Annotated in this window: 24 protein-coding genes, 1 rRNA gene and 2 other annotated features; all 25 genes read right to left on the reverse strand. The window is 45.9% G+C overall.

Annotated features, from left to right (window positions below):
- Positions 1-31 precede the first annotated feature (31 nt).
- Positions 32-3586, reverse strand: a complete 3555-nt coding sequence (gene rpoB / locus L2D08_RS20730) for a DNA-directed RNA polymerase subunit beta (RefSeq protein WP_242236794.1) — start codon at positions 3584-3586, stop codon at positions 32-34.
- Positions 3587-3827: 241 nt separating this feature from the next.
- Positions 3828-4427, reverse strand: a complete 600-nt coding sequence (locus L2D08_RS20735; protein ID WP_242236798.1) for a class I SAM-dependent methyltransferase — start codon at positions 4425-4427, stop codon at positions 3828-3830.
- A 72-nt stretch (positions 4428-4499) separates the two neighbouring features.
- Positions 4500-4862 carry a 50S ribosomal protein L7/L12 gene (gene rplL, locus L2D08_RS20740; protein ID WP_046176540.1) on the reverse strand — a complete coding sequence of 121 codons (363 nt, stop codon included), beginning with the start codon at positions 4860-4862 and terminating at the stop codon, positions 4500-4502.
- Between the two features lie 73 nt (positions 4863-4935).
- Complete coding sequence (rplJ, locus tag L2D08_RS20745; protein WP_242236800.1) at positions 4936-5436, reverse strand: 50S ribosomal protein L10; 501 nt, start codon at positions 5434-5436, stop codon at positions 4936-4938.
- A 59-nt stretch (positions 5437-5495) separates the two neighbouring features.
- Positions 5496-5638: a sequence feature (ribosomal protein L10 leader region), on the reverse strand.
- A 70-nt stretch (positions 5639-5708) separates the two neighbouring features.
- A complete protein-coding gene (rplA, locus tag L2D08_RS20750) occupies positions 5709-6413 on the reverse strand; it encodes a 50S ribosomal protein L1 (RefSeq protein WP_242236802.1) in 705 nt (234 codons plus the stop codon).
- 108 nt (positions 6414-6521) lie between these two features.
- Positions 6522-6947 carry a 50S ribosomal protein L11 gene (gene rplK / locus L2D08_RS20755; protein WP_045851841.1) on the reverse strand — a complete coding sequence of 142 codons (426 nt, stop codon included), beginning with the start codon at positions 6945-6947 and terminating at the stop codon, positions 6522-6524.
- Between the two features lie 166 nt (positions 6948-7113).
- The gene (gene nusG, locus L2D08_RS20760; RefSeq protein ID WP_242236805.1) at positions 7114-7650 is read right to left on the reverse strand and encodes a transcription termination/antitermination protein NusG; all 537 of its coding nucleotides are present in this window, start codon (positions 7648-7650) and stop codon (positions 7114-7116) included.
- A gap of 319 nt (positions 7651-7969) precedes the next feature.
- On the reverse strand, positions 7970-8155 hold the full coding sequence (gene secE, locus L2D08_RS20765) for a preprotein translocase subunit SecE (protein ID WP_242236808.1): 186 nt from the start codon (positions 8153-8155) through the stop codon (positions 7970-7972).
- Positions 8156-8185: 30 nt separating this feature from the next.
- Positions 8186-8332 (reverse strand): 50S ribosomal protein L33, encoded by a 147-nt coding sequence (rpmG, locus tag L2D08_RS20770; protein ID WP_050182407.1) that lies wholly within the window; start codon positions 8330-8332, stop codon positions 8186-8188.
- Positions 8333-8393: 61 nt separating this feature from the next.
- Positions 8394-9011 (reverse strand): RNA polymerase sporulation sigma factor SigH, encoded by a 618-nt coding sequence (gene sigH / locus L2D08_RS20775; protein ID WP_242236851.1) that lies wholly within the window; start codon positions 9009-9011, stop codon positions 8394-8396.
- Positions 9012-9109: 98 nt separating this feature from the next.
- Complete coding sequence (locus L2D08_RS20780; protein WP_242236811.1) at positions 9110-9619, reverse strand: NYN domain-containing protein; 510 nt, start codon at positions 9617-9619, stop codon at positions 9110-9112.
- 2 nt (positions 9620-9621) lie between these two features.
- Positions 9622-10371, reverse strand: coding sequence for a 23S rRNA (guanosine(2251)-2'-O)-methyltransferase RlmB (gene rlmB, locus L2D08_RS20785; protein ID WP_242236813.1), 750 nt, complete (start codon positions 10369-10371; stop codon positions 9622-9624).
- Complete coding sequence (locus L2D08_RS20790; RefSeq protein ID WP_304653943.1) at positions 10368-10781, reverse strand: Mini-ribonuclease 3; 414 nt, start codon at positions 10779-10781, stop codon at positions 10368-10370. The genes rlmB and L2D08_RS20790 overlap by 4 nt, the downstream gene beginning before the upstream one ends.
- Positions 10781-12178, reverse strand: coding sequence for a cysteine--tRNA ligase (gene cysS / locus L2D08_RS20795; RefSeq protein ID WP_242236819.1), 1398 nt, complete (start codon positions 12176-12178; stop codon positions 10781-10783). The genes L2D08_RS20790 and cysS overlap by 1 nt, the downstream gene beginning before the upstream one ends.
- Positions 12168-12908: a serine O-acetyltransferase gene (gene cysE / locus L2D08_RS20800; protein ID WP_309241441.1), complete on the reverse strand. Its 741-nt coding sequence runs from the start codon at positions 12906-12908 to the stop codon at positions 12168-12170. The genes cysS and cysE overlap by 11 nt, the downstream gene beginning before the upstream one ends.
- Positions 12879-13104 (reverse strand) — a binding site (T-box leader). (Overlaps the previous gene by 30 nt.)
- A 33-nt stretch (positions 13105-13137) precedes the next feature.
- A complete protein-coding gene (gltX, locus tag L2D08_RS20805; protein WP_242236822.1) occupies positions 13138-14598 on the reverse strand; it encodes a glutamate--tRNA ligase in 1461 nt (486 codons plus the stop codon).
- A gap of 22 nt (positions 14599-14620) precedes the next feature.
- On the reverse strand, positions 14621-15103 hold the full coding sequence (ispF, locus tag L2D08_RS20810) for a 2-C-methyl-D-erythritol 2,4-cyclodiphosphate synthase (protein WP_242236823.1): 483 nt from the start codon (positions 15101-15103) through the stop codon (positions 14621-14623).
- A gap of 5 nt (positions 15104-15108) precedes the next feature.
- The gene (gene ispD / locus L2D08_RS20815) at positions 15109-15804 is read right to left on the reverse strand and encodes a 2-C-methyl-D-erythritol 4-phosphate cytidylyltransferase (RefSeq protein ID WP_242236828.1); all 696 of its coding nucleotides are present in this window, start codon (positions 15802-15804) and stop codon (positions 15109-15111) included.
- Between the two features lie 23 nt (positions 15805-15827).
- Positions 15828-16910, reverse strand: coding sequence for a PIN/TRAM domain-containing protein (locus L2D08_RS20820; RefSeq protein WP_242236832.1), 1083 nt, complete (start codon positions 16908-16910; stop codon positions 15828-15830).
- Positions 16911-17000: 90 nt separating this feature from the next.
- On the reverse strand, positions 17001-18374 hold the full coding sequence (gene radA / locus L2D08_RS20825; RefSeq protein ID WP_242236835.1) for a DNA repair protein RadA: 1374 nt from the start codon (positions 18372-18374) through the stop codon (positions 17001-17003).
- 60 nt (positions 18375-18434) lie between these two features.
- Positions 18435-20873: an ATP-dependent protease ATP-binding subunit ClpC gene (clpC, locus tag L2D08_RS20830; protein WP_242236839.1), complete on the reverse strand. Its 2439-nt coding sequence runs from the start codon at positions 20871-20873 to the stop codon at positions 18435-18437.
- An 18-nt stretch (positions 20874-20891) separates the two neighbouring features.
- Positions 20892-21947, reverse strand: coding sequence for a protein-arginine kinase McsB (gene mcsB / locus L2D08_RS20835; RefSeq protein ID WP_242236841.1), 1056 nt, complete (start codon positions 21945-21947; stop codon positions 20892-20894).
- Positions 21947-22480 (reverse strand): protein-arginine kinase activator protein McsA, encoded by a 534-nt coding sequence (mcsA, locus tag L2D08_RS20840; protein ID WP_242236843.1) that lies wholly within the window; start codon positions 22478-22480, stop codon positions 21947-21949. The genes mcsB and mcsA overlap by 1 nt, the downstream gene beginning before the upstream one ends.
- Before the next feature lie 5 nt (positions 22481-22485).
- Complete coding sequence (locus L2D08_RS20845) at positions 22486-22959, reverse strand: CtsR family transcriptional regulator (protein WP_375337625.1); 474 nt, start codon at positions 22957-22959, stop codon at positions 22486-22488.
- 120 nt (positions 22960-23079) lie between these two features.
- Positions 23080-23188 (reverse strand): 5S ribosomal RNA (gene rrf, locus L2D08_RS20850); the annotation flags it as partial.

The following is a 23188-nucleotide window of genomic DNA, read 5'->3' on the forward strand; positions in this document are numbered from 1 at the left end:
CGCTTTTTGGACGAACTGCTATTTATATGGGTCAGTCTGTTGATCCGATGGGCTCGATTCCAGCGGCTTCAGGAGCGATATTTAACGTATCGGCCTGCTGCACATCATCCTCATCCTCAAGATCGCGCATTTCAATTTCTTGATCGTCTCCTGACATAATTTTCACGTCAAGACCAAGACTTTGAAGTTCTTTGATCAATACTTTGAATGATTCAGGAACACCTGGTTCTGGAACATTCTCGCCTTTCACAATCGCTTCGTATGTTTTTACACGGCCAACGATGTCATCGGACTTAACTGTTAAGATCTCTTGAAGTGTATAAGCGGCACCATATGCTTCAAGCGCCCAAACCTCCATCTCACCGAAACGCTGTCCGCCAAACTGGGCTTTACCGCCAAGCGGCTGCTGTGTAACAAGTGAGTATGGTCCAGTAGAACGCGCATGGAGTTTATCGTCAACCATGTGCGCAAGCTTGATCATATACATGATCCCAACAGATACACGGTTGTCAAATGGCTCACCACTGCGGCCATCGTACAAGACCGTTTTCGCGTCACGGCTCATGCCGGCTTCTTCGATTGTTTCCCACACATCGTCCTCGGTTGCACCATCAAATACTGGTGACGCAACATGAATGCCGAGGTAGCGGGCAGCCATACCCAGGTGAAGCTCAAGCACCTGGCCGATGTTCATACGGGAAGGTACGCCGAGCGGGTTAAGCATGATATCAACCGGTGTGCCATCCGGCAGGAACGGCATGTCTTCTTCCGGTAAGATACGGGAGATTACCCCTTTGTTACCATGACGGCCGGCCATTTTATCCCCTTCAGAAATCTTCCGTTTTTGAACGATGTACACACGTACCAGCTGGTTTACACCTGGTGGCAGCTCATCGCCATCTTCACGGTTAAAGACTTTTACATCGAGGACAATTCCGCTTCCGCCGTGAGGAACACGAAGCGACGTATCACGAACTTCACGTGCTTTTTCACCGAAGATTGCATGTAGAAGGCGTTCTTCTGCAGTCAGTTCTGTTACACCTTTAGGCGTGACTTTCCCAACAAGCAAATCACCGTCTTTTACTTCTGCACCGACACGGATAATTCCACGGTCATCAAGGTTGCGAAGCGCATCTTCACCGACATTTGGAATATCGCGCGTAATTTCTTCAGGCCCAAGCTTCGTGTCACGTGATTCTGACTCGTATTCTTCGATATGGATCGATGTATAGACGTCATCTTTCACAAGACGCTCGCTCATAATAATCGCATCTTCATAGTTATAGCCGTCCCATGTCATAAACGCGACAAGAACGTTGCGGCCAAGGGCAAGTTCGCCGAGTTCCATTGATGGACCATCCGCTAAAATCTCACCTTTTTTCACACGGTTGCCGACTGCAACAATTGGACGCTGGTTGTAGCATGTTCCCTGGTTGGAACGAATGAATTTTTGCAGTTTGTATTTATCAAGATCGCCTTTGATTTCCTGTCCATCTACTTCCTGAATGCGGCGGACAAGAATTTGACGTGCTTCCACACGCTCAACGATTCCTTCATGCTTACAAATAACAGCAGCGCCGGAGTCTTTTGCAGATACGTATTCCATACCTGTTCCGACGATCGGTGCTTCTGGCTGCATCAATGGTACAGCCTGACGCTGCATGTTCGCTCCCATAAGGGCACGGTTGGAGTCATCGTTTTCTAAGAACGGGATACATGCTGTCGCAGCAGAAACAACCTGTTTCGGCGATACGTCCATGTAGTCCACGCGCTCACGTTTAACGACGGTATTTTCACCGCGGAAACGAGCAACGACTTCTTCTTCCGCAAATGATCCATCTTCATTTAATGGAACATTCGCCTGGGCTACTACATAGTTGTCTTCTTCGTCCGCAGTCAAGTAATCAATACGCTGTGTTACACGACCTGTGTCTGGATCAACACGACGGTACGGTGTTTCAATGAAGCCAAAGCGGTTTACTTTTGCAAAAGAAGACAATGAGTTGATCAGCCCGATGTTTGGACCCTCAGGGGTTTCAATCGGACACATACGGCCATAGTGAGAGTAATGAACGTCACGGACTTCAAAGCCGGCACGCTCACGCGTCAAACCACCTGGTCCGAGTGCAGATAAACGGCGTTTATGCGTTAATTCGCCAAGCGGGTTTGTTTGGTCCATGAACTGTGAAAGCTGGGAGCTTCCAAAGAACTCTTTGATAGACGCAATCACTGGGCGAATGTTAATCAACTGCTGCGGTGTGATCGTTTGTGTGTCTTGAATCGACATACGCTCGCGAACCACACGCTCCATACGGGATAAACCGATACGGAATTGGTTTTGCAGAAGCTCGCCTACTGAACGCAGACGGCGGTTACCAAGGTGGTCAATATCATCTGTGTCGCCTACTCCGTAAAGAAGGTTGAAGAAATAACCGATTGACGCAATGATATCTGCCGGCGTGATATTCTTCACATTCATTTCCGGGAAGCCGTTTCCGATAATGTTGATAACCTGCTCTTCTTCGCTGTTTGGTGCATATACTTTAATAGTCTGAACAGTCATATCCTCTTCAACTACGCCGCCGCTTTGACGGTATGTTTTGAAGGCTACGCCGTTTTCAAGATACGGAATGATTTTATCGAGCGTGCGGCGGTCTAATACAGTGCCTGCTTCTGCGATAATTTCACCTGTTTCCGGATCGGCAAGTGTCTCTGCCAGACGCTGTCCAAACAAACGGTTTTTCGTGTGAAGCTTTTTATTCATTTTATAGCGGCCAACGCTTGCAAGATCGTACCGTTTCGGGTCAAAGAAGCGGGAAACCAAAAGGCTTTTCGCATTTTCAACTGTTGGCGGCTCACCCGGGCGAAGGCGCTCATAAATTTCAATCAACGCTTTTTCCGTTGTTTCAGTGTTGTCTTTTTCGAGTGTGTTGCGCAAGTATTCGTTATCACCAAGCAAGTCGATGATTTCTTGATCAGTGCCAAACCCTAATGCACGTAGTAATACCGTAATCGGCAATTTACGTGTCCGGTCGATCCGAACATACACAATGTCTTTAGCATCTGTTTCATACTCAAGCCATGCGCCACGGTTTGGAATAACGGTCGCAGTAAATCCACGCTTACCGTTTTTATCCAGTTTACCGTTGTAGTATACGCTTGGAGAACGAACAAGCTGAGAAACGATAACGCGCTCTGCACCATTAATAATAAATGTTCCTGTTTCGGTCATAAGCGGGAAATCGCCCATGAAAACTTCTTGATCTTTCACTTCGCCCGTTTCTTTATTTAAAAGACGGACTTTCACGCGGAGCGGCGCAGAATACGTAACATCACGCTCTTTCGACTCATCCACGGGATACTTTGGCTCTGCCAGGCTGTAATCAATAAATTCCAGTGCCAGATTACCTGTGAAATCTTCAATCGGAGAAATGTCCTGGAACATTTCACGCAGACCCTCATCAAGAAACCATTGATAGGAGGCTGTTTGAATTTCAATCAAATTCGGTAAATCTAATACTTCACTAATGCGCGCATAGCTTCTGCGCTGGCGGTGTCGTCCATACTGAACTAGTTGACCTGTCAACTGATTCACCCCTCAAATCAAGCGTTATTATTGCCTATACTTTATCTTCAAGCAGAGTATTTTCATACTCAACAAGACAAAAAGAAAAAGGTTTTGTCAAAGAAAACCTCATTTTTATCACAATTGGCCCTATTTTGTTGTCATTGTTCCCATTTTAACAAAAAAATATTCTCATTGACAAACGGGCACAAATATTATATTGGCATTTTACAATAATAGCATACGGTTTTTTTAGGGTCAATTATTTTTTCGCTCGTAAAATAAAATAGCCCTTAGACTTCGCTGCTATATCACATGAGCCAGCCAGACGCTCTATTTCTTTCATTGCAGACGGTGCTCCCTGCTTCTTTTGAATGACTACCCACAGTTCGCCGCCCTCTCTGAGCTTCGCAAATCCTGTTTGAATAATATCAAATACCACTTCTTTTCCTGCACGAATAGGAGGATTCGTCAGCAAAGCGGCAAATCCTTCTTCCGACACATTTTGAAGACGGTCACTTTTATAAATTTGAACGTTCTCTACTCCGTTTCGCTTTGCATTTTTGCGTGCGAGATCAAGAGCCCGTTCGTTTACATCAATCATATGAATCGTCCGGTTTGGCTGCTCGGGTGCGATTGAAAGGCCGATCGGCCCATAACCACAGCCTGCATCTAAGATGGGACCCTCTGCTTCAGGCCATTCGAATGTTTCAATTAACAGTCTTGAGCCAAAATCTACTTCCGATTTTGAAAAAACACCTGCATCGGTTTCGAATTTATAAGTCCGGTCCCGCAGTACAAAATCAAACTGCTGCAGACGGTGCTCACTGTTTGGTTTATTGGAAAAATAATGATCTGCCACGATCATTTCCCCTTTCAACAAACAAAAGCCCGCTGTAAAACCAGCGGACTTTTGTGTCATTGTATCAAAGAATTACTTCACTTCTACAGAAGCGCCAACTTCTTCAAGTTTCGCTTTAAGCTCTTCAGCTTCTTCTTTCGCAATACCTTCTTTAAGTGCTTTAGGAGTGTTATCAACTAGCTCTTTCGCTTCTTTCAAGCCAAGACCTGTGATTTCGCGAACTACTTTGATAACTTTGATTTTTTGGTCGCCTGCTCCAGCAAGGATAAGGTCGAATTCTGTTTTTTCTGCTGCTGCGTCGCCGCCTGCAGCACCTGCTACTGCAACTGGTGCAGCTGCTGTTACGCCGAATTCTTCTTCGATTGCTTTTACAAGGTCGTTCAATTCAAGAACGGACATTTCTTTGATTGCTTCAATGATTTGCTCTTTAGACATTTTGTATTTCCTCCTTAGTGTGTTTTAAAAATGTTTTTTTATTCGTTAAACCGCTAAGCGGCTTTTCTTGCAATTATGCGCCTTGCTCTTCTTTTTGGTCGGCCACTGCTTTCGCTGCAAGAGCGAAGTTGCGGATTGGCGCTTGAAGAACGCTGAGTACCATAGAAAGAAGTCCTTCGCGTGATGGAAGTTCTGCAAGTGCTTTAACTTCCTCAACAGATACGAAGTTCCCTTCAAGAACACCCGCTTTGATTTCAAGGGCGTCGTTTTTCTTCGCGAATTCGTTCAAGATCTTCGCTGGAGCCACAACATCCTCAGCACCGAACGCAATTGCGTTTGGACCTGTAAGAAACTCTCCAAGTCCTTCGATGCCTGCTTGTTCAGCTGCGCGGCGAGTCATTGTATTTTTGTATACTTTGAACTCAACGCCTGCTTCACGAAGCTGCTTACGAAGTTCCGTTACTTGTGCCACGGAAAGACCGCGGTAGTCAACGATGACTGTCGATGGGCTGTTTTTTAGTTTGTCAGCGATTTGGCCAACAAGTTCTTGTTTTTTCTCGATAACGCTGCTCATCTGCTACACCTCCTGTAAAATTTGTCTGAACGAAAAACGTTCACTCATTTTATACCGTTTAGGAAACGTAAAAAGCCTCCACGTCCCGGAAGACATGGAGGCACGAAAAGCGGACAAAGCCGCGCAATCTATTTCGCAAGTCCTCGGCAGGATGATTAAGCTCGAAAGCCCCTGCTGTCTACGGTACAAATGTGCATATGTGATTAAGTTGCTGCTTACTAACTGCAAGCCCAACGAATACTACTTTAACATAAAGTATTTACGTTGTCAACTTAGTTTTTTACTGCTGTGAAAGATGCTGGATCCACTTTGATACCAGGGCCCATTGTAGATGTAACAGCGATGTTTTTCATGTAAACGCCTTTAGCTGCAGAAGGCTTTACTTTCAACATTGTATCGAAGATAGCTGTAAAGTTTTCAACAAGCTTTTCGCTTTCGAAAGATACTTTACCAACTGGTACGTGGATGTTACCTGCTTTATCAACACGGTATTCTACTTTACCAGCTTTGATTTCTTGGATCGCTTTTGTTACATCAAATGTTACTGTGCCAGTTTTCGGGTTCGGCATCAAGCCTTTTGGTCCAAGAACGCGGCCTAGTTTACCAACTTCACCCATCATGTCAGGTGTAGCTACGATTACGTCAAACTCGAACCAGCCTTGTTGGATTTTGTTGATGAAGTCGCTGTCACCTACGTAGTCTGCACCAGCTGCTTCAGCTTCTTTTGCTTTTTCGCCTTTTGCAAATACAAGAACGCGTTGTGTTTTACCTGTTCCGTTTGGAAGAACAAGCGCACCGCGGATTTGTTGGTCTGCTTTTTTCGGGTCAACGCCAAGACGGAATGCCGCCTCAACTGTTGCATCGAATTTAACTGTAGTTGTTTTCTTTACAAGCTCAATTGCTTCTTCTACTGAATATTGTTTCGTGCGGTCAACAAGCTTAGCCGCATCTTGAAACTTTTTACCTTGTTTAGCCATGTTTTGTTTCCTCCTTATGTGGTTTTAGCGGAATTTACCTCCCACGAATAAAGGCTGCGGATGAAGTATCGCTACTTCACTCGCAACCTCCCAAAAACGAACAACCGATTAGTCTTCAATCACAATACCCATGCTGCGGGCAGTACCTTCAACCATACGCATAGCTGCTTCAACATCAGCTGCGTTTAGATCAGGCATTTTTGTTTCAGCAATTTCACGCACTTTATCACGTTTAACCGTTGCAACTTTGTTGCGGTTCGGTTCTCCAGATCCTGACTCGATGCCAGCTGCTTTTTTCAAAAGAACGGCTGCAGGCGGAGTTTTTGTGATGAATGTAAATGAACGGTCTTCAAAAACCGAAATTTCAACCGGGATAATCAATCCTGCTTGATCTGCTGTACGCGCATTGAATTCTTTACAGAATCCCATGATGTTAACACCAGCTTGACCTAGTGCCGGACCAACCGGCGGCGCAGGGTTTGCTTTACCTGCAGGAATTTGCAGTTTTACGACTTTAATTACTTTTTTAGCCACGAGACACACCTCCTTAAGTCCGTGATGTGGTACATGGGGCTTTGCCCCTCCCACTCTGTCTATCTTTATTTGAATAAAGATGATTAATAAAAATGAGTCTTACTCAGTACGACACGTACTGACCTAAAAAATAGTAACATTTTTCAAACAAGATTTCAACCCGTTTTCAGGATAATTTATTCACTTGGTCAAAATCAAGCTCAACAGGTGTTTCACGACCGAACATATTTACAAGCACTTTCAGCTTTCCTTTGTCCTGGTCAATTTCTTCAACGCTGCCTTCAAACTCCGCAAACGGCCCTTCTTTCACAATCACCGTTTCACCAAGCTCATAGTCGGCATCGTGACGGCGCTCATCCATTCCCATTTGCTTCAGAATAGATGTTACTTCATCCGGAAGCAGCGGCGTTGGCTTAGAGCCATGGCCGGCAGATCCAACGAATCCGGTTACACCCGGTGTATTGCGGACCACATACCATGAATCGTCAGTCATCACGATTTCAACAAGTACGTATCCGGGGAATACTTTCCGCTTTGTTATCTTTTCTTTGCCGTTTTTTACATCGCGCTCTTCTTCTTCCGGTACAATGACACGGAAAATTTTGTCCTGCATTCCCATTGACTCAACGCGTTTTTCTAAGTTCGCTTTTACTTTGTTCTCGTACCCTGAATACGTGTGAACAACATACCAATTTTTTTCCATAGAAAGGGACTTGTGTCCTTCCCTCCTTTTCATTTAAACGAAAAGCGCAAGACGCCTATTCACCAGCAGCAAGTACGGCATCATTTCGCAGCACTTTTTCACCCCGCAGCATGCGGGTCTCCGAGCTGGCAACGCCTGGAGCTAGACATTTTTTGAGCCAAATGAAAAAACCCGTTAAACGGGCTTTTCAGGTCCGCATGATGCGGGTCATCAAGGCTTTCGGGCACAATGCTGTACTTTTGGCCTTTGGTCTTATTATCATTATCCATTATAACACGGAAAAAACACTGTGTATTCAAGTAATTTTCCAGACAGCTTTTTACATTGCCAAAACCCAGCGCACGAGCGCTGAAATGCCGTAATCAACGACCGAGAAAAAAAGAGCAAGAAAGATTACGGTTGAAATAACGGTAATCGTATACGTTGTAAGCTCTTTTCGTTTCGGCCAGCTGACTTTGCCCATTTCAGAACGCACGTTACGGAAAAACTGCGTAATGCGTGACATTTGCTGAAACCTCCAAAAGAAGCGCCGGTGTCATTTCGTTTGTTTATGCATAGTATGCTGATTACAGACACCGCAAAATTTTTTTATTTCAAGGCGCTCGCCGCTGGCTGTATTCACCGTCGTCGAGTAATTACGTGATCCGCATACTGAACACGCAAGAGGCACTTTTTTTGCCATGTTATCACCTTACCATTTCGATTCTTAAAACGTATCATTGAAAGCGGGCTTTCGTCAAGTTTCATTGAATCGTAATTTCCTTGAATTCCAGATACCGCTCCAGCTTTCGTTTTACCCTTTGCAGGGCGTTATCAATTGACTTTACGTGCCGGTTAAGCTGCTCAGAGATTTCCTGGTACGAACGGCCGTCAAGGTAAAGAGCCAGTACCCGACGCTCTAAATCACTTAAAAGCTCGTTTACTTTTCCTTCAATGCTTGAAAATTGTTCGCGGTTAATGATTAATTCCTGTGGGTCGCTCGCTTTCGTTCCTGTCAGCACATCCATAAGCGTCCGATCTGATTCTTCATCGTAAATCGGCTTATCGAGCGATACGTAGGAATTAAGCGGGATGTGTTTCTGGCGGGTTGCCGTTTTAATGGCCGTAATAATTTGGCGGGTAATGCACAGCTCCGCAAAAGCCCGAAACGTGCTAAGCTTGTCCCCTTTGTAGTCGCGGACCGCCTTGTATAATCCAATCATGCCTTCCTGCACAATATCTTCCTTGTCAGCTCCGATTAAAAAATAAGAGCGGGCTTTGGCCCGGACAAAATTTCGGTATTTATGAATGACAAAATCGAGGGCTTCGCTGTTTCCTTTGTGCACAAGTTCCACAAGCTGTTCATCACTAAGCATATCCATTCCTGGACTAATCAAACGGTTCACGCTTACACATCTCCCTCCGCCTGTCAATCTTCGCTAGGATTAGTATACAGTACCATTTTTTTCTGCGTCAATCTTCATTTTTTTCCTCTGCGCCACTTCTCAAACGTTTCAGCGGTTTCTTTACTGAGCGGAATTCTCGCGTACGGCTTGATTTCACTGATCTCCCCGAGGTTTTTTCGAATTCCTTTTTGTGTAATTGACAATTCTGTCAAAAGTTCCCGCGCAGAAATGCGGAGAGCTCCCTGGCCGAATACCGCCCACTGCTCTGTATAGTCCGATGTAGCAACCGTTACTTGATCACGCACATTCGTCAATTCAATGGCCATTCGTTCAATTCGCTCATCCGCCGTTTCATTTTCACGCGTAAAAATCACTTCTACCTTGGCATCGCGGTACTTTTTCTCCGTTCCTTTGACAAAATGCGCATCGAATACAATAATCACGCGGCAGCCGTGGGCTCCCTGATACTCCGCCATTAGTTCGACAAGGCGGTCACGGGCACCGCCAAAATCTACGTTTTTCAACCGGCGAAGCTCCGGCCACGCGCCGATCATGTTATAGCCATCGACGAGGAGAATGTCCATCGTTAGTTCCCCAGCGGATGACGCTTCCGGTATACTTCGTACATGAGCAGGGCAGCCGCTACCGACGCATTAAGAGAAGTGACGTGACCGACCATCGGCAGCTGAATGAGAAAATCGCATTTTTCTTTTACAAGACGGCTGACACCGCGGCCTTCACTGCCAATCACAAGGCAAAGAGGCATCGTGCCATCAAATCGGCGGTAATCTTCGGCACCCGATGCATCTGTTCCAGCGATCCAAATTCCCCGCTCTTTTAATTCATCCATTGTGCGGGCAAGATTCGTGACGCGGGCTACCGGAATGTATTCGATGGCGCCTGTGGAGGCTTTCGCAGCCGTTGCGGTTAAACTCACGGACCGGCGCTTTGGAATAATAATTCCATGCGCGCCGACTGCATCGGCCGTCCGCATAATCGAGCCAAGATTATGCGGATCTTCGAGCTCATCAAGCAGGAGGAAAAACGGCGGCTCGCCGCTTTCTTCTGCTTTGGCAAATAAGTCGTCAATTTCTGCATACTGGTACGCCGCGACAGACGCTGCGACTCCCTGGTGATTCTCCGGCACCACTTGTTCAATTTTTCGCTTCGGCACCATTTGAACCGGAATGCTCAGTTCTTTTGCTTTGGCGATAATTTGCTGAATCGAGCCTTTTTGTGCCCCTTCCTGCACCCAAAGCTTATTGATATCACGTCCGGCACGCAGCACTTCCATAACGGGGTTTCGTCCCCCGATCCATTCTTGTTCCTGTGTCATCCGTTCGTCCCTCCGTTCTCTAAGATATTGTAGATAATCTCTTCCATTCGCTCAAGCTGGCCGGTTAAAAACAAAAAACCGATTACAGCTTCAAGAGCGGTACTGTGGTTATAGGTCAGAACATCTGTGTTTTTCGGAATATGCCCCGATTTTGCATTGCGGCCGCGCTTAGCGACCGTTTGTTCTTCTTCGGTTAAAAACTGTTCTTCAAACAGCCGGTGCAGCTGGGCAGCCTGTGCCTTGGCAGAGACGAATTTTGTCGAAGCGCGGTGCAGATCGTTCGGCTTCACCCGTCCGGATTCCAGCAAAAACTTCCGCACATACACTTCGTATACAGCATCTCCCATATAAGCCAGCGCCAATCCGTTCAGCTGTCTTGCATCTTTAAGAGGTTCTGCGAGCCCTTTCATCATCCGCGTCTCCAACGGATTCCTTGAGCCGTATCTTCCAGGATAATATTCATGTCTTTGAGCTGATCGCGAATGCTGTCTGCACGGGCGAAATCCCGATTTTTGCGCGCTTCATTCCGCTCTTGGATCAATGCTTCAATTTCCTCATCCAATAGGTCCTCCTGCTGCAGCTGCAGGCCGAGCACGAAAAACATATCTTCAAATTTCGACAAAAATGCATCAATGACTTCTGTAGATGTATGGTCCTCAAGTAAGTACACATTCGCATCTTTTGATAAATCAAACAGGACAGAAATGGCATTGGCTGTGTTAAAGTCATCATCCATTTCCTGCAGGAAACGCTCGTGGTGACGATTCACTTTTTCGATCCATTGATCGTTATGGTCCGTTAAATTGGTGCTGGATTCTTTGCGGTGCTTTACATTTTGATAAGCCGTTTTCAACCGGTCAAGCGAAGCGGCAGAGCTGTCGAGCAATTCTTTGTTGTAGTTAACCGGATTGCGGTAATGAACCGACAGCATGAAGAAGCGAAGCACCTGCGGGTCCACCTCTTTAATAATGTCATGGACGAGTACAAAGTTGCCAAGTGATTTGGACATTTTTTCGTTATCGATGTTAATGTAGCCGTTATGCAGCCAATACCGGGCAAACGGCTTGCCTGTTAATGCTTCCGACTGGGCAATTTCATTTTCATGGTGCGGGAATGTTAAATCCTGTCCGCCTGCGTGAATATCAATGGAATCACCAAGATACTTACGGGCCATTGCCGAGCATTCAATATGCCAGCCGGGACGTCCTTCTCCCCATGGGCTGCTCCAGGAGATTTCTCCTTCTTTCGCTGCTTTCCATAAAACAAAATCAAGTGCGTCGTCTTTTTTCTCGCCAGCGCCGATACGGGCACCGACTTTTAGTTCATCAATGGATTGATGAGACAATTTGCCGTATCCGTTAAATTTACGGGTCCGGTAGTACACGTCTCCGCCGGATTCATAAGCAAATCCTTTGTTTACAAGCTCGGCAATAAATTCAATAATCAGTTCAATGCTTTCCGTTACGCGCGGATGAACGTCGGCTGTCTGGCAGCCCAGTGCGTGGGTATCTTCAAAGTATGCCTGAATAAAACGTTCGGCAATGACCGGCACCTCTTCTCCGAGCTCGTTCGCTGCCCGGATCAGCTTGTCATCCACGTCGGTAAAGTTTGATACGTACTTTACTTCGTATCCGCGGTATTGCAGATGGCGGCGCACTGTATCAAATACAATAGCTGGACGGGCATTTCCGATATGAATGTAGTTATAAACGGTTGGACCGCATACATACATCTTTACTTTCCCCTCTTCAAGCGGGACAAATTCTTCTTTTTTGCGCGTCAGCGTATTATATAATTTAATGGACATTCGTGTGATCCCCTCTCTTCATTTCTTCCTTCAAGTAAGCAATTTCTGCTTCCAGGCTTTTTAAGCGGTCGGCAACAGGGTCAGGCATATTGCTGTGGTTTAAATCCTTTACAGAAGGCTGAACTTTTTTGCCATTCTGTATAACAACCCGGCCCGGAATCCCAACAACCGTTGAATTGGCCGGTACATCTTTTAATACAACCGAGCCAGCGCCAACCCGGGCGCATTCCCCAATAGTAATCGAGCCGAGCACCTTCGCTCCTGTGGCAATCAATGCTCCGTCAAGAACAGTGGGGTGGCGCTTTCCTTTTTCTTTACCAGTTCCCCCGAGTGTTACCCCTTGATAAAGCGTAACATTGTCACCGATTTCACATGTTTCCCCAATGACAACGCCCATACCGTGGTCGATAAAAAGACCGCGGCCAATCCGGGCACCTGGATGAATTTCAATGCCCGTGAAAAAGCGGCTGATTTGAGAAATAACCCGGGCAATAAAATAAAACTTCCGTTTGTAAAACCCATGAGCCAGGCGATGCGCCCAAATGGCATGCAGCCCCGAATACGTTAAAATCACTTCTAGATAACTTCTTGCTGCCGGGTCCTGCTCAAAAATCGTGTCGATGTCCTGCTTTAATACACGCAGCATTGTTTCCACTCCTCCCAAATCCTTTTTCAGACATACAAAAAAACGCCTCTGATAGACAGAGACGTTTTGTATACGCGGTTCCACTCTGTTTGAAAAACGGCCCTTCGCCGTTTTCCCAACTCCAGATCGATAACGGGGATTTCCCGCTGCCGCTTACTTTTTGTTCAGCCGCAGGCTCCGAGGGGCACTTCTGCGGACAGAGGGGCCTAAACCGCTCGCAGCCATGGCGGTTCTCTCTGAAAGGCATCTGCCGCTTACTTTTCCTCTTCAACGCTTTACTTTATATATACTCTATTATATACAGGTCCGCCTTTTAATCAAGAACCGTATTCAAACGTGTGATGACTTTTTCGCGGCCAAGCAGCTCGATCGCTTTCGGAAGGTCTGGTCCATGTGTCTGGCCAGTTACAGCTGCACGAATTGGCATAAACAGCTTTTTGCCTTTATGGCCTGTTTCTTTTTGCACTTCCTTCATTGCTTTTTTCACACCTTCTGCCTGGAACGGCTCAAGAGCTCCTGCTTTTTCAGCAAACGCGCGAAGTACTTCAGGAACTTGTTCTTCGGAAAGAATTTCTTTCGCTTCTTCCTCGTAAGAAACCTCTTCTTTGAAGAATAGACCCGATAATTCGACAATTTCTGCACCGTAACTCATTTTTTCCTGATAAAGCGCGATCAAGCTTGTTACCCATTCTTCTTTTTCAGGAGAAAGCGTTTCTTCAATCAAGCCTGCTTTCACAAGATGCGGCCGTGCAAGTTCAATGACCCGGTCCACCGGCTGCTCCTTCATGTACTGGTTGTTCATCCAAAGAAGCTTTTGTTTGTCGAAAAATGCTGGTGATTTAGACAGGCGGGCTGCATCAAACTGCTCAATAAACTGCTCTTTCGTGTAGATTTCCTCTTCTTCTTTCGGTGACCAGCCAAGAAGCGTAATAAAATTGAGCAATGCTTCCGGCAGATAGCCAAGCTCTTTGTACTGCTCAATAAACTGAATGATGGATTCATCACGCTTGCTCAGCTTTTTACGGCTTTCGTTTACGATCAACGTCATATGACCGAATACAGGCGGTTCAAAGCCAAGAGCCTTGTAAATAAGCAGCTGCTTCGGTGTATTGGAAATATGGTCGTCTCCACGAAGAACATGCGTCATTTTCATTAAATGATCGTCTACCGCTACAGCAAAGTTGTATGTTGGCGTTCCGTCCTGCTTGACGATAACGAAGTCACCACCGATGCCATCCGACTCAAAAGATACCTCTTCTTTTACGATATCATTGAATGTAATCGTCTCGCCTGATGGAACAAGAAAACGAATGCTTGGACGACGGCCTTCTGCTTCTAAAGCAGCTCTTTCTTCGTCTGTCAGATGGCGGCATTTCCCCGAGTAGCCGGCGATTTCGTTGCGCTCCTGCTGCGCCGTGCGCTCCGCTTCCAACTCTTCGGCGGTACAGTAGCATTTATACGCTTTTCCTTCTGCTAAAAGCTGCTCATAGTACTGTTTGTATAAATCGTTTCGCTCTGATTGACGGTACGGTCCGTATTCACCGCCGACATCCGGCCCTTCATCCCAGTCGACGCCAAGCCATTTTAAGTATTCCAGCTGGCTTTGTTCGCCGCCTTCAATATTCCGCTTTTGGTCTGTGTCCTCAATCCGGATAATAAATGATCCGCCAAGATTGCGGGCATATAAATAGTTAAAAAGCGCTGTCCGCGCGTTCCCGATATGTAAATGACCAGTTGGGCTCGGCGCGTAGCGAACACGTACATGATTTGTCATTGCTTTTTCCTCCGATGCTGTTTTACCTTTGTTTTTTTACCAATAGAACGGCTGCCTGCGATGCAATGCCCTCGCCTCTTCCCGGAAACCCGAGTTTTTCGGTCGTTGTGGCTTTCACATTTACTTGATCTGTGTCCGCCTGGAGCAGTTCGGCAATGCGCTCCTGCATCGCACCGATGTAAGGGGCCATTTTCGGCTTTTGGGCGATAATCGTGCAGTCGATATTCCCCAGCTCATAGCCTTTGTTTTGTACAAGCTGCCAAACGTGCTCCAGCAGCTTTGCAGAATCTGCATCTTTAAATGCTGCATCTGTATCCGGAAAATGACGGCCAATATCCCCCTCACCAATCGCTCCAAGACATGCGTCTGCCACTGTGTGCAAAAGCACATCCGCATCCGAGTGGCCGAGCAGCCCTTTTTCATGCGGAATAGTAATGCCGCCGATAATAAGCGGGCGTCCTTCTACAAGCTGATGCACATCAAACCCTTGTCCAATTCGAAACATGTTATTTACACCTTGCTTTCATTTCTTTTTGCAATAATCGCCCGGGCAAAATATAAATCTTCCGGTGTCGTTAATTTAATATTGTCATAATCACTTTCGACAATACAAACAGGGTAGCCGGTCCGTTCCACAAGCGATGATTCATCGGTTCCCAAAAAGTCTTCTTCTTCCGCTTTTTTCTGGGCGGAAAGAAGAACCTCTTTTTGAAAAGCCTGCGGTGTTTGCACGGACCAGAGGCTTGCCCGTTCGACTGTTTCGGACACAATGCCGCTTGCCGCTTTTTTTATTGTGTCTTTGACCGGAACAGCCGCAATGGCTGCACCTGTTGCCCGGGCGCTTTCGACGAGTGTCGCAACCGTTTCTTTTGTAATAAACGGCCGCGCACCATCGTGAACAAGGACAATGTCTGATTCCGGCGGAAGCGCCTTTAAACCACTGTAGACACTGTGCTGCCGTTCTTTGCCGCCATCTGCGAATGCGCACACTTTTGTAATTCGGTGTATGGCTAAAAGCTGCTGAAATTCCTTCCGTTCATCCGGATGAACCGACAGCACAATGCCCCTGCATGACGCATCCGTCTCAAATACAGTGAGCGTATGAATAATAAGCGGCAGCCCTTCAAGCTCAAGCAGCACTTTGTTCATGCCTGCTTTCATACGCTTTCCTTTTCCGGCAGCTGGAATCACGACATAATAGTCCATTCGTTTAAACCTTTCCTTTCTTCTCATGCATGTTTCGGTTTTGCAAAAATCATTCGTCCGGCAGATGTCTGCAGTACGCTTGTGACAATTACGTCAATTTGCTTGCCGATAAAATCGCGGCCATCCTCTACGACGATCATCGTTCCGTCATCGAGGTAGGCAACGCCCTGGCGCTGTTCTTTCCCATCTTTAATCACCAGCACATGCATTTCTTCTCCCGGAATGACTACCGGTTTTACCGCGTTGGCAAGGTCATTAATATTAAGTACTTGCACTTTTTGAAATTCACATACTTTATTTAAATTAAAATCGTTGGTGACGACAATACCGCTTATTTCCTTCGCCAGCTTCACAAGCTTTGAATCTACTTCCTGAACATCTTCATAGTCCTTTTCTGTCATCTCGACTTCAATTGGGACATCTTTTTGCAGACGATTTAAAATATCAAGGCCGCGGCGTCCTTTTGTTCTCTTTAGTGTATCAGAAGAATCGGCAATATGCTGTAATTCTTCAAGAACAAATTGTGGAATCACAATTGTGCCGTCCAAAAAGCCTGTTTCACAAATATCAGCAATCCGCCCATCGATAATCACGCTCGTGTCCAGTATTTTAAATGATTTTGCCGGAAGCGCAGGTGCCGTTTCTTCCGCTTGAACTTCCTTTCGCTTCGAAGATTTACTTGAAGAAAACAAAGAGGTTAGTTCATCCCGGCGCTTAAACCCAAACTGAAAGCCAAGATATCCAAGGCCAATGGTCAGCAAAATGGGCACGACCGTATTGACGATCGGCAATTCCAGCTGTGCAAGCGGAATCCCAACCAGCATTGCCACAAGAAGGCCGGCCAACAAACCGAGTCCGCCTGTGACAATATCAGTCAGCGGTGCATTCACAATTCGATCCTCGATCCACTTAATAAACTCCACAATATAGTCTACTGCCCAAAAGGTAAGCAAATAGAAAAGGAGTGCTCCTACAAGCGCTGCGACATAGGGGTTATTAATAAATGGATGATCAAAATGAAGATAAAGGAATAAGTCCGGAAGAAGAAATACGCCAAGCGTACCGCCTAAAATAATAAACCCGCCCTGTACAAGACGCTTCAACATGTTTGTTTCACCTCCCTATTCTTTTTATTATAAACACGTTTCGAGCCTCGCGCTAATAATACGAGACTCAAATCGGTTTTGTTTCGTTTTTTATTTACCGAACACCATTTTTAATGCTTCATTTACAGTGGATACACCAATAATTTGAACCCCTGCCGGCGCTGTCCAGCCGCCAATGTTGTTCGCCGGAACAATAATGCGTGTGAACCCAAGCTTTGCTGCCTCGTTTACACGCTGCTCAATTCGAGATACGCGCCGAACCTCTCCGGTCAGGCCAACCTCACCAATCAAGCAGTCTGAAGCACCTGTTGGTTCATCCCGGAAGCTTGAGGCAATACTGACTGCCACCGCCAAGTCAATGGCCGGCTCATCAAGCTTTACACCGCCGGCTACTTTCAAGTAAGCATCCTGGTTTTGTAAAAGCAGGCCGACTCGTTTTTCAAGCACCGCCATAATAAGCGTTACCCGGTTATGGTCAATGCCGGTTGCCATCCGACGAGGGTTTCCAAAGACCGTTGGCGACACAAGTGCTTGTATTTCTACCAGCACGGGCCGGGTGCCCTCCATAGACGCAACTACTGTGGAACCGGATGTTCCTTTTGTACGCTCCTCTAAAAAAATCTCGGATGGATTGGCCACTTCCTCAAGACCCGCTTCTTTCATCTCAAAAATGCCCATTTCATTAGTTGAGCCGAATCGGTTTTTAACCGCCCGTAAAATCCGGTACGTATGGTGCCGCTCGCCCTCGAAATAAAGCACGGTATCCACCATATGTTCAAGAAGACGAGGTCCTGCGATAGCTCCTTCTTTTGTAACGTGTCCGACAATAAAAATAGCAATGTTATTCACTTTAGCAATACGCATCAACTCTGCTGTACACTCACGCACCTGTGACACACTGCCCGGCGCTGACGTTACTTCCGGATGATGAACCGTTTGAATGGAGTCGATGATGACAAACTGCGGCTTCATGTTTTCAATCGCCGAATGAATCAGCTGAAGGTTCGTTTCAGCGTAAATATACAGGCTTTGTTCGTTAATGCCCATTCGGGATGCACGCATTTTTGTTTGTTTCACCGACTCCTCACCAGAGATATAAAGCACATTGCTTCCTTTGGATGAAAGCTGGGAAGAAACCTGCAAAAGAAGCGTGGATTTCCCAATGCCCGGGTCACCGCCAATCAGAACGAGTGAACCAGGCACGACTCCGCCGCCTAATACTCGGTTTAACTCTTTTAAATCAGTTTCCACTCTTGGCTCTTGAGAGGTTTCTACGTCAACGAGCCGGGATGGCTTTGCCATAACTGTATCCGAATGAGCGAAGGTTGTACGCTTTGGTTTTCCGGTGATTTCTGTTTCTTCCACCATTTGATTCCACTGACCACAGCCTGGACATTTCCCCATCCACTTCGGTGATTCATATCCACAAGAGCCACAGACAAATTTTGTTTTTACTTTAGCCATGTTCCCTCTCCTTTTTCATAAAAAACAGCGGGTCTTTAACAGACCCGCTGCACGCTTTCATTACGAGGTTGAGCCGGCCGCCGTGCGGACTACAAACTCGCCTTTCTCATCTACATCTACTACGACGTGCTGTCCAGTTAATACATTGCCTTTAAGCAGCTCCTCTGACAAGCGGTCTTCTACTTGCTTTTGAAGTGCCCGGCGAAGCGGACGTGCACCATATTCCGGATCGTATCCTTCTTCCGCGATTTTTTCTTTCGCTTTATCAGACAGCTCGACATTGATGTCCTGCTCTTTGAGGCGTGTTGTCAGCTGGTCCGTCATAAGAGTAACGATTTCTTTTAAGTGTTTTTTCTCAAGAGCATGGAAGACGATAATTTCATCGATACGATTTAGGAATTCTGGACGGAATGCGCGTTTTAACTCATCCATCACTTTTCCTTTCATATCTTTGTGGTCTTGTGATGCATCTTGAATATTAAAACCGACATATTTGTTTTTCTGCAAAGACTGCGCTCCAACATTGGATGTCATAATGAGAACAGTATTGCGGAAATCAACGGTACGGCCTTTTGAATCTGTTAAGCGTCCATCTTCAAGAACTTGAAGCAGAATGTTAAAAACATCCGGGTGCGCTTTTTCAATTTCATCCAATAGAACAACAGAGTACGGCTTGCGGCGAACTTTTTCTGTCAGCTGACCGCCTTCTTCATAGCCTACATATCCTGGAGGCGAACCGACAAGGCGAGATGTTGAATGTTTCTCCATATACTCGGACATATCGATCCGAATCATTGCATCTTCATCACCGAACATAGATTCAGCCAATGCTTTAGCCAGTTCTGTTTTCCCGACACCTGTTGGTCCAAGGAAAATAAAAGAGCCGATTGGGCGTTTTGGATCTTTTAACCCTGCACGTGCCCGGCGCACAGCTTTAGAAATAGACGTCACGGCTTCTTCCTGGCCAATTAAGCGAGAGTGCAAAATCTCTTCCAGATTCAGCAGGCGGTCTGTTTCTGTTTGAGCCAGTTTTGAAACTGGAATCCCTGTCCAGCTTGATACAACCATCGCAATGTCTTCCATTGTTACTTCGCTGTTTTCTGTGCCCTGCTTTTCTTTCCAGCTGTTTTTCGTTTGCTCCAGCTCTTCACGAAGCTTTTGCTCGGAATCACGAAGAGACGCTGCTTTTTCAAATTCCTGGCTTTGTACGGCAGAATCTTTCTCGTGTTTCAACGCTTCAAGCTTTGCTTCAAGCTCTTTTAAATTTGGCGGTGTTGTAAAAGAACGAAGACGAACTTTTGAACCAGCTTCATCAATTAAATCAATGGCTTTGTCCGGCAGGAACCGATCAGAAATGTAACGGTCAGACATTTTCACTGCTGCTTCAATTGCTTCATCTAAAATCGCTACGCGGTGATGGGCTTCATACCGGTCACGCAATCCTTTTAAAATTTGAATCGATTCCTCTAATGTTGGTTCATCGACTTGAATCGGCTGGAAACGGCGTTCTAAAGCCGCGTCTTTCTCGATGTATTTACGGTACTCATCAAGTGTTGTTGCACCGATACATTGAAGCTCGCCGCGCGCAAGAGACGGTTTTAAAATATTAGACGCATCAATGGCACCTTCTGCTCCGCCTGCTCCAATAAGTGTGTGCAGCTCATCGATAAATAAAATAATATTGCCAGCCTGGCGAATTTCGTCCATTACTTTTTTCAAGCGGTCTTCAAATTCACCACGGTATTTCGTTCCCGCTACTACTGTTCCCATATCCAGCGTCATCACGCGCTTATTGCGAAGTGTTTCCGGCACCTCGTTGTTAATGATCTGCTGAGCAAGACCTTCAGCAATAGCCGTTTTCCCGACACCTGGCTCCCCGATTAAAACAGGGTTATTTTTCGTGCGGCGGCTCAGCACCTCAATAACACGCTGAATTTCTTTGCTGCGGCCAATAACCGGGTCTAAGCTTCCTTCACGGGCAATCACTGTTAAATCACGTGCAAGTCCGTCCAGAGTCGGCGTGCTGACATTTGAAGCCTGGCCTCCCTGGCCGCTTCCTGATTCACTGCTGCCAAGAAGCTGCAATACTTGCTGGCGTGCTTTGTTTAAGCTGACGCCAAGGTTGCCAAGTACACGCGCTGCCACTCCTTCGCCTTCACGAATTAAGCCAAGCAGGATGTGTTCTGTTCCTACATAAGAGTGGCCTAATTTACGAGCCTCATCCATTGAAAGCTCAATGACTTTTTTGGCTCTCGGTGTATAATGAACGGTTTTAGAAGCACCGTCGCCTTTTCCAATTAACTCTTCTACTTCTTCTTGAATCTTTTCCGCGCTAAGACCTAAACCGTACAGCGCTTTAGCCGCGATTCCTTCGCCTTCACGAACAAGTCCGAGTAAAATGTGTTCTGTTCCAATGTTATTGTGACCCAGGCGAATCGCTTCTTCCTGTGCTAACGCTAGTACCTTTTGTGCTCTTTCTGTAAAACGTCCAAACATCATATCCATTTCCCCCTTATCTTAATTCGTTTCTTCTAGTTCAAGCCGTTCACGAATCAATGCGGCTCTACGAATGTCCCGTTCTTCCGCTCGAAGCGGTCCTCCGGCATACTGCTGCAAAAAGCCGGGCTGCATTAAGATCATCAGCTCATTTAAGATGCTTTTTGGTATATGAGTGATATACCCTAAATCAATCCCTAATCTAACATCTGATAAACACTGAAATGCTTCATTTGTTTCAATCACGCGGCTGTTTGATAAAATGCCGTACGACCGAAAAATCCGATCTTCCAGCTGGATAGGAGATGTTTGCATTAATGCATCGCGCGCTGACTGCTCACGGGACATTAATTCATGCACCACGCTGTCCAGGTCATTAATGATATCTTCTTCGGACTTTCCAAGAGTCAACTGATTGGAAATTTGAAAGATGTTACCTAAAGCTTCGCTACCTTCCCCATAAATTCCTCTAACAACAAGCCCTAATTGGCTGATAGCTGGAATAATACGGCTCATTTGACGTGTCAGCACCAAGCCGGGCAGGTGTATCATCACCGATGCCCGAAGCCCGGTTCCCACATTGGTTGGACAAGCGGTTAAGTAACCCATCTTTTCATCAAAAGCATATGGTACCCGGCCTTCAATTGCGTCATCAATCTGATTTGCTTTTTCCAGCGTTTCATGCAGCTGTAAACCTGAGGCCAGACACTGAATACGTAAGTGGTCTTCCTCGTTTACCATAATACTTACGTCTTCTTGTTCAGAAATAAGCACAGCACCGTATAAAGATGTTTCCGCTAAATAAGGGCTGATCAAGTGCTTTTCTACCAATACTCTTTTTTGAAGCTGTGAGATATCCTCCATTTTTAAAAGCTCGAGAGACAATGATTCAGAAGCAGCTTTATTTATTTGGTCAACGACTTCTTCCGCTTTTTCCATTGATAAGATTGTCGGAAATGGAACATTCTCCAAGTTGCGTGCCAGTCTTATACGCGTACTCAGGACTACATCAGAGTCTGGTCCTGTACCGCTCATCCAGGCTGTCGTTTGCTGGTTGATAAATCGTTCCAGAGACATTACAAACCGCCTCCTTCACCCGACAACTTTTTTTCCAAAGCACGAATTTGATCGCGAACGCCTGCCGCTTCTTCAAATTGTTCACTATTTATCATCTCTTGAAGCTTTTCACGCAATTGATGTACTTCTTTTTGCAAATGAAGTTTACCTCCCATACGTGCCGGAATCTTCCCTTGGTGAACAGTATTACCACCATGAAGCCGTTTTAAAATAGAGAATAGTTTTGACTCAAATGATTTATAGCAGTGAGCACAGCCAAATTTACCACTTTGCAAAAACTGCTGGAATGTCATATGGCACTTTTCGCAATGTGTTTCCCGATCGCGGAAAGAAGGGTTTGTGGAAAAATGGGGCTCAGGATTAAACAACCCCCCAAGCAGATTATTTAATGAAAAAGCCGGATGGCCGCTAAATAAGTGTTCACCTTTTTCATGTGCACAATGATCGCATAAATAAACTTCTGTTACTTCTCCATTTACTGTTTTCGTAAAATGAAGAGCTGCCGGCCGCTCATGACACTCCTGACATATCATCCTGCTCACCTGCCTTCTACATATTTAAGAGATGCTAAAAATGATTGCATCATTCTCGCCCTCAACTCATCCCGTTCAGGCAAATCAGTATTGAGCACGGAACGTTCCATTACACCTATCATTAATTTCGCCTCGCGAGTGGAAATTACCTTTTCCTCAAGCAGACGATAAACGAAATTTTCCGCACTCGCCTGTGAAAGCCTTGAGCCTGTAAGAGCCATCATTTGATCAAGAAGATCACTTTTTTCATGCGTGGTCACTTTAATGATGCGAATGTAGCCGCCGCCACCCCGTTTGCTTTCAACTACATAACCTCGTTCCACGGTAAAACGGGTATTAATCACATAGTTGATTTGAGAGGGGACACATTGAAATTTATCAGCAATTTCGCTGCGTTTTATTTCAACAATTTCGCTGCCATTGTGTTCGAGTACTTGTTTCAAATACTGTTCAATAATATCAGAAACGTTTCTCATGATTCTCCCCACCTTGACCTTGACTATATTTGACGATAATTATAAAGGAAAGAATGCCTTGGTTCAATTATTTTGCTCTTAAATACAAAAAAGACAACCTGATTTTTCAAGTTGTCTTATCTTGCCAGGCGGCGTCCTGCTCTCGCAGGGGGAAACCCCCAACTACCATCGGCGCTGAAGAGCTTAACGGCCGTGTTCGGGATGGGAACGGGTGTGACCTCTTCGCTATTGC

Source organism: Domibacillus sp. PGB-M46 (assembly GCF_022668875.1).
Classification (GTDB): domain Bacteria; phylum Bacillota; class Bacilli; order Bacillales; family Domibacillaceae; genus Domibacillus.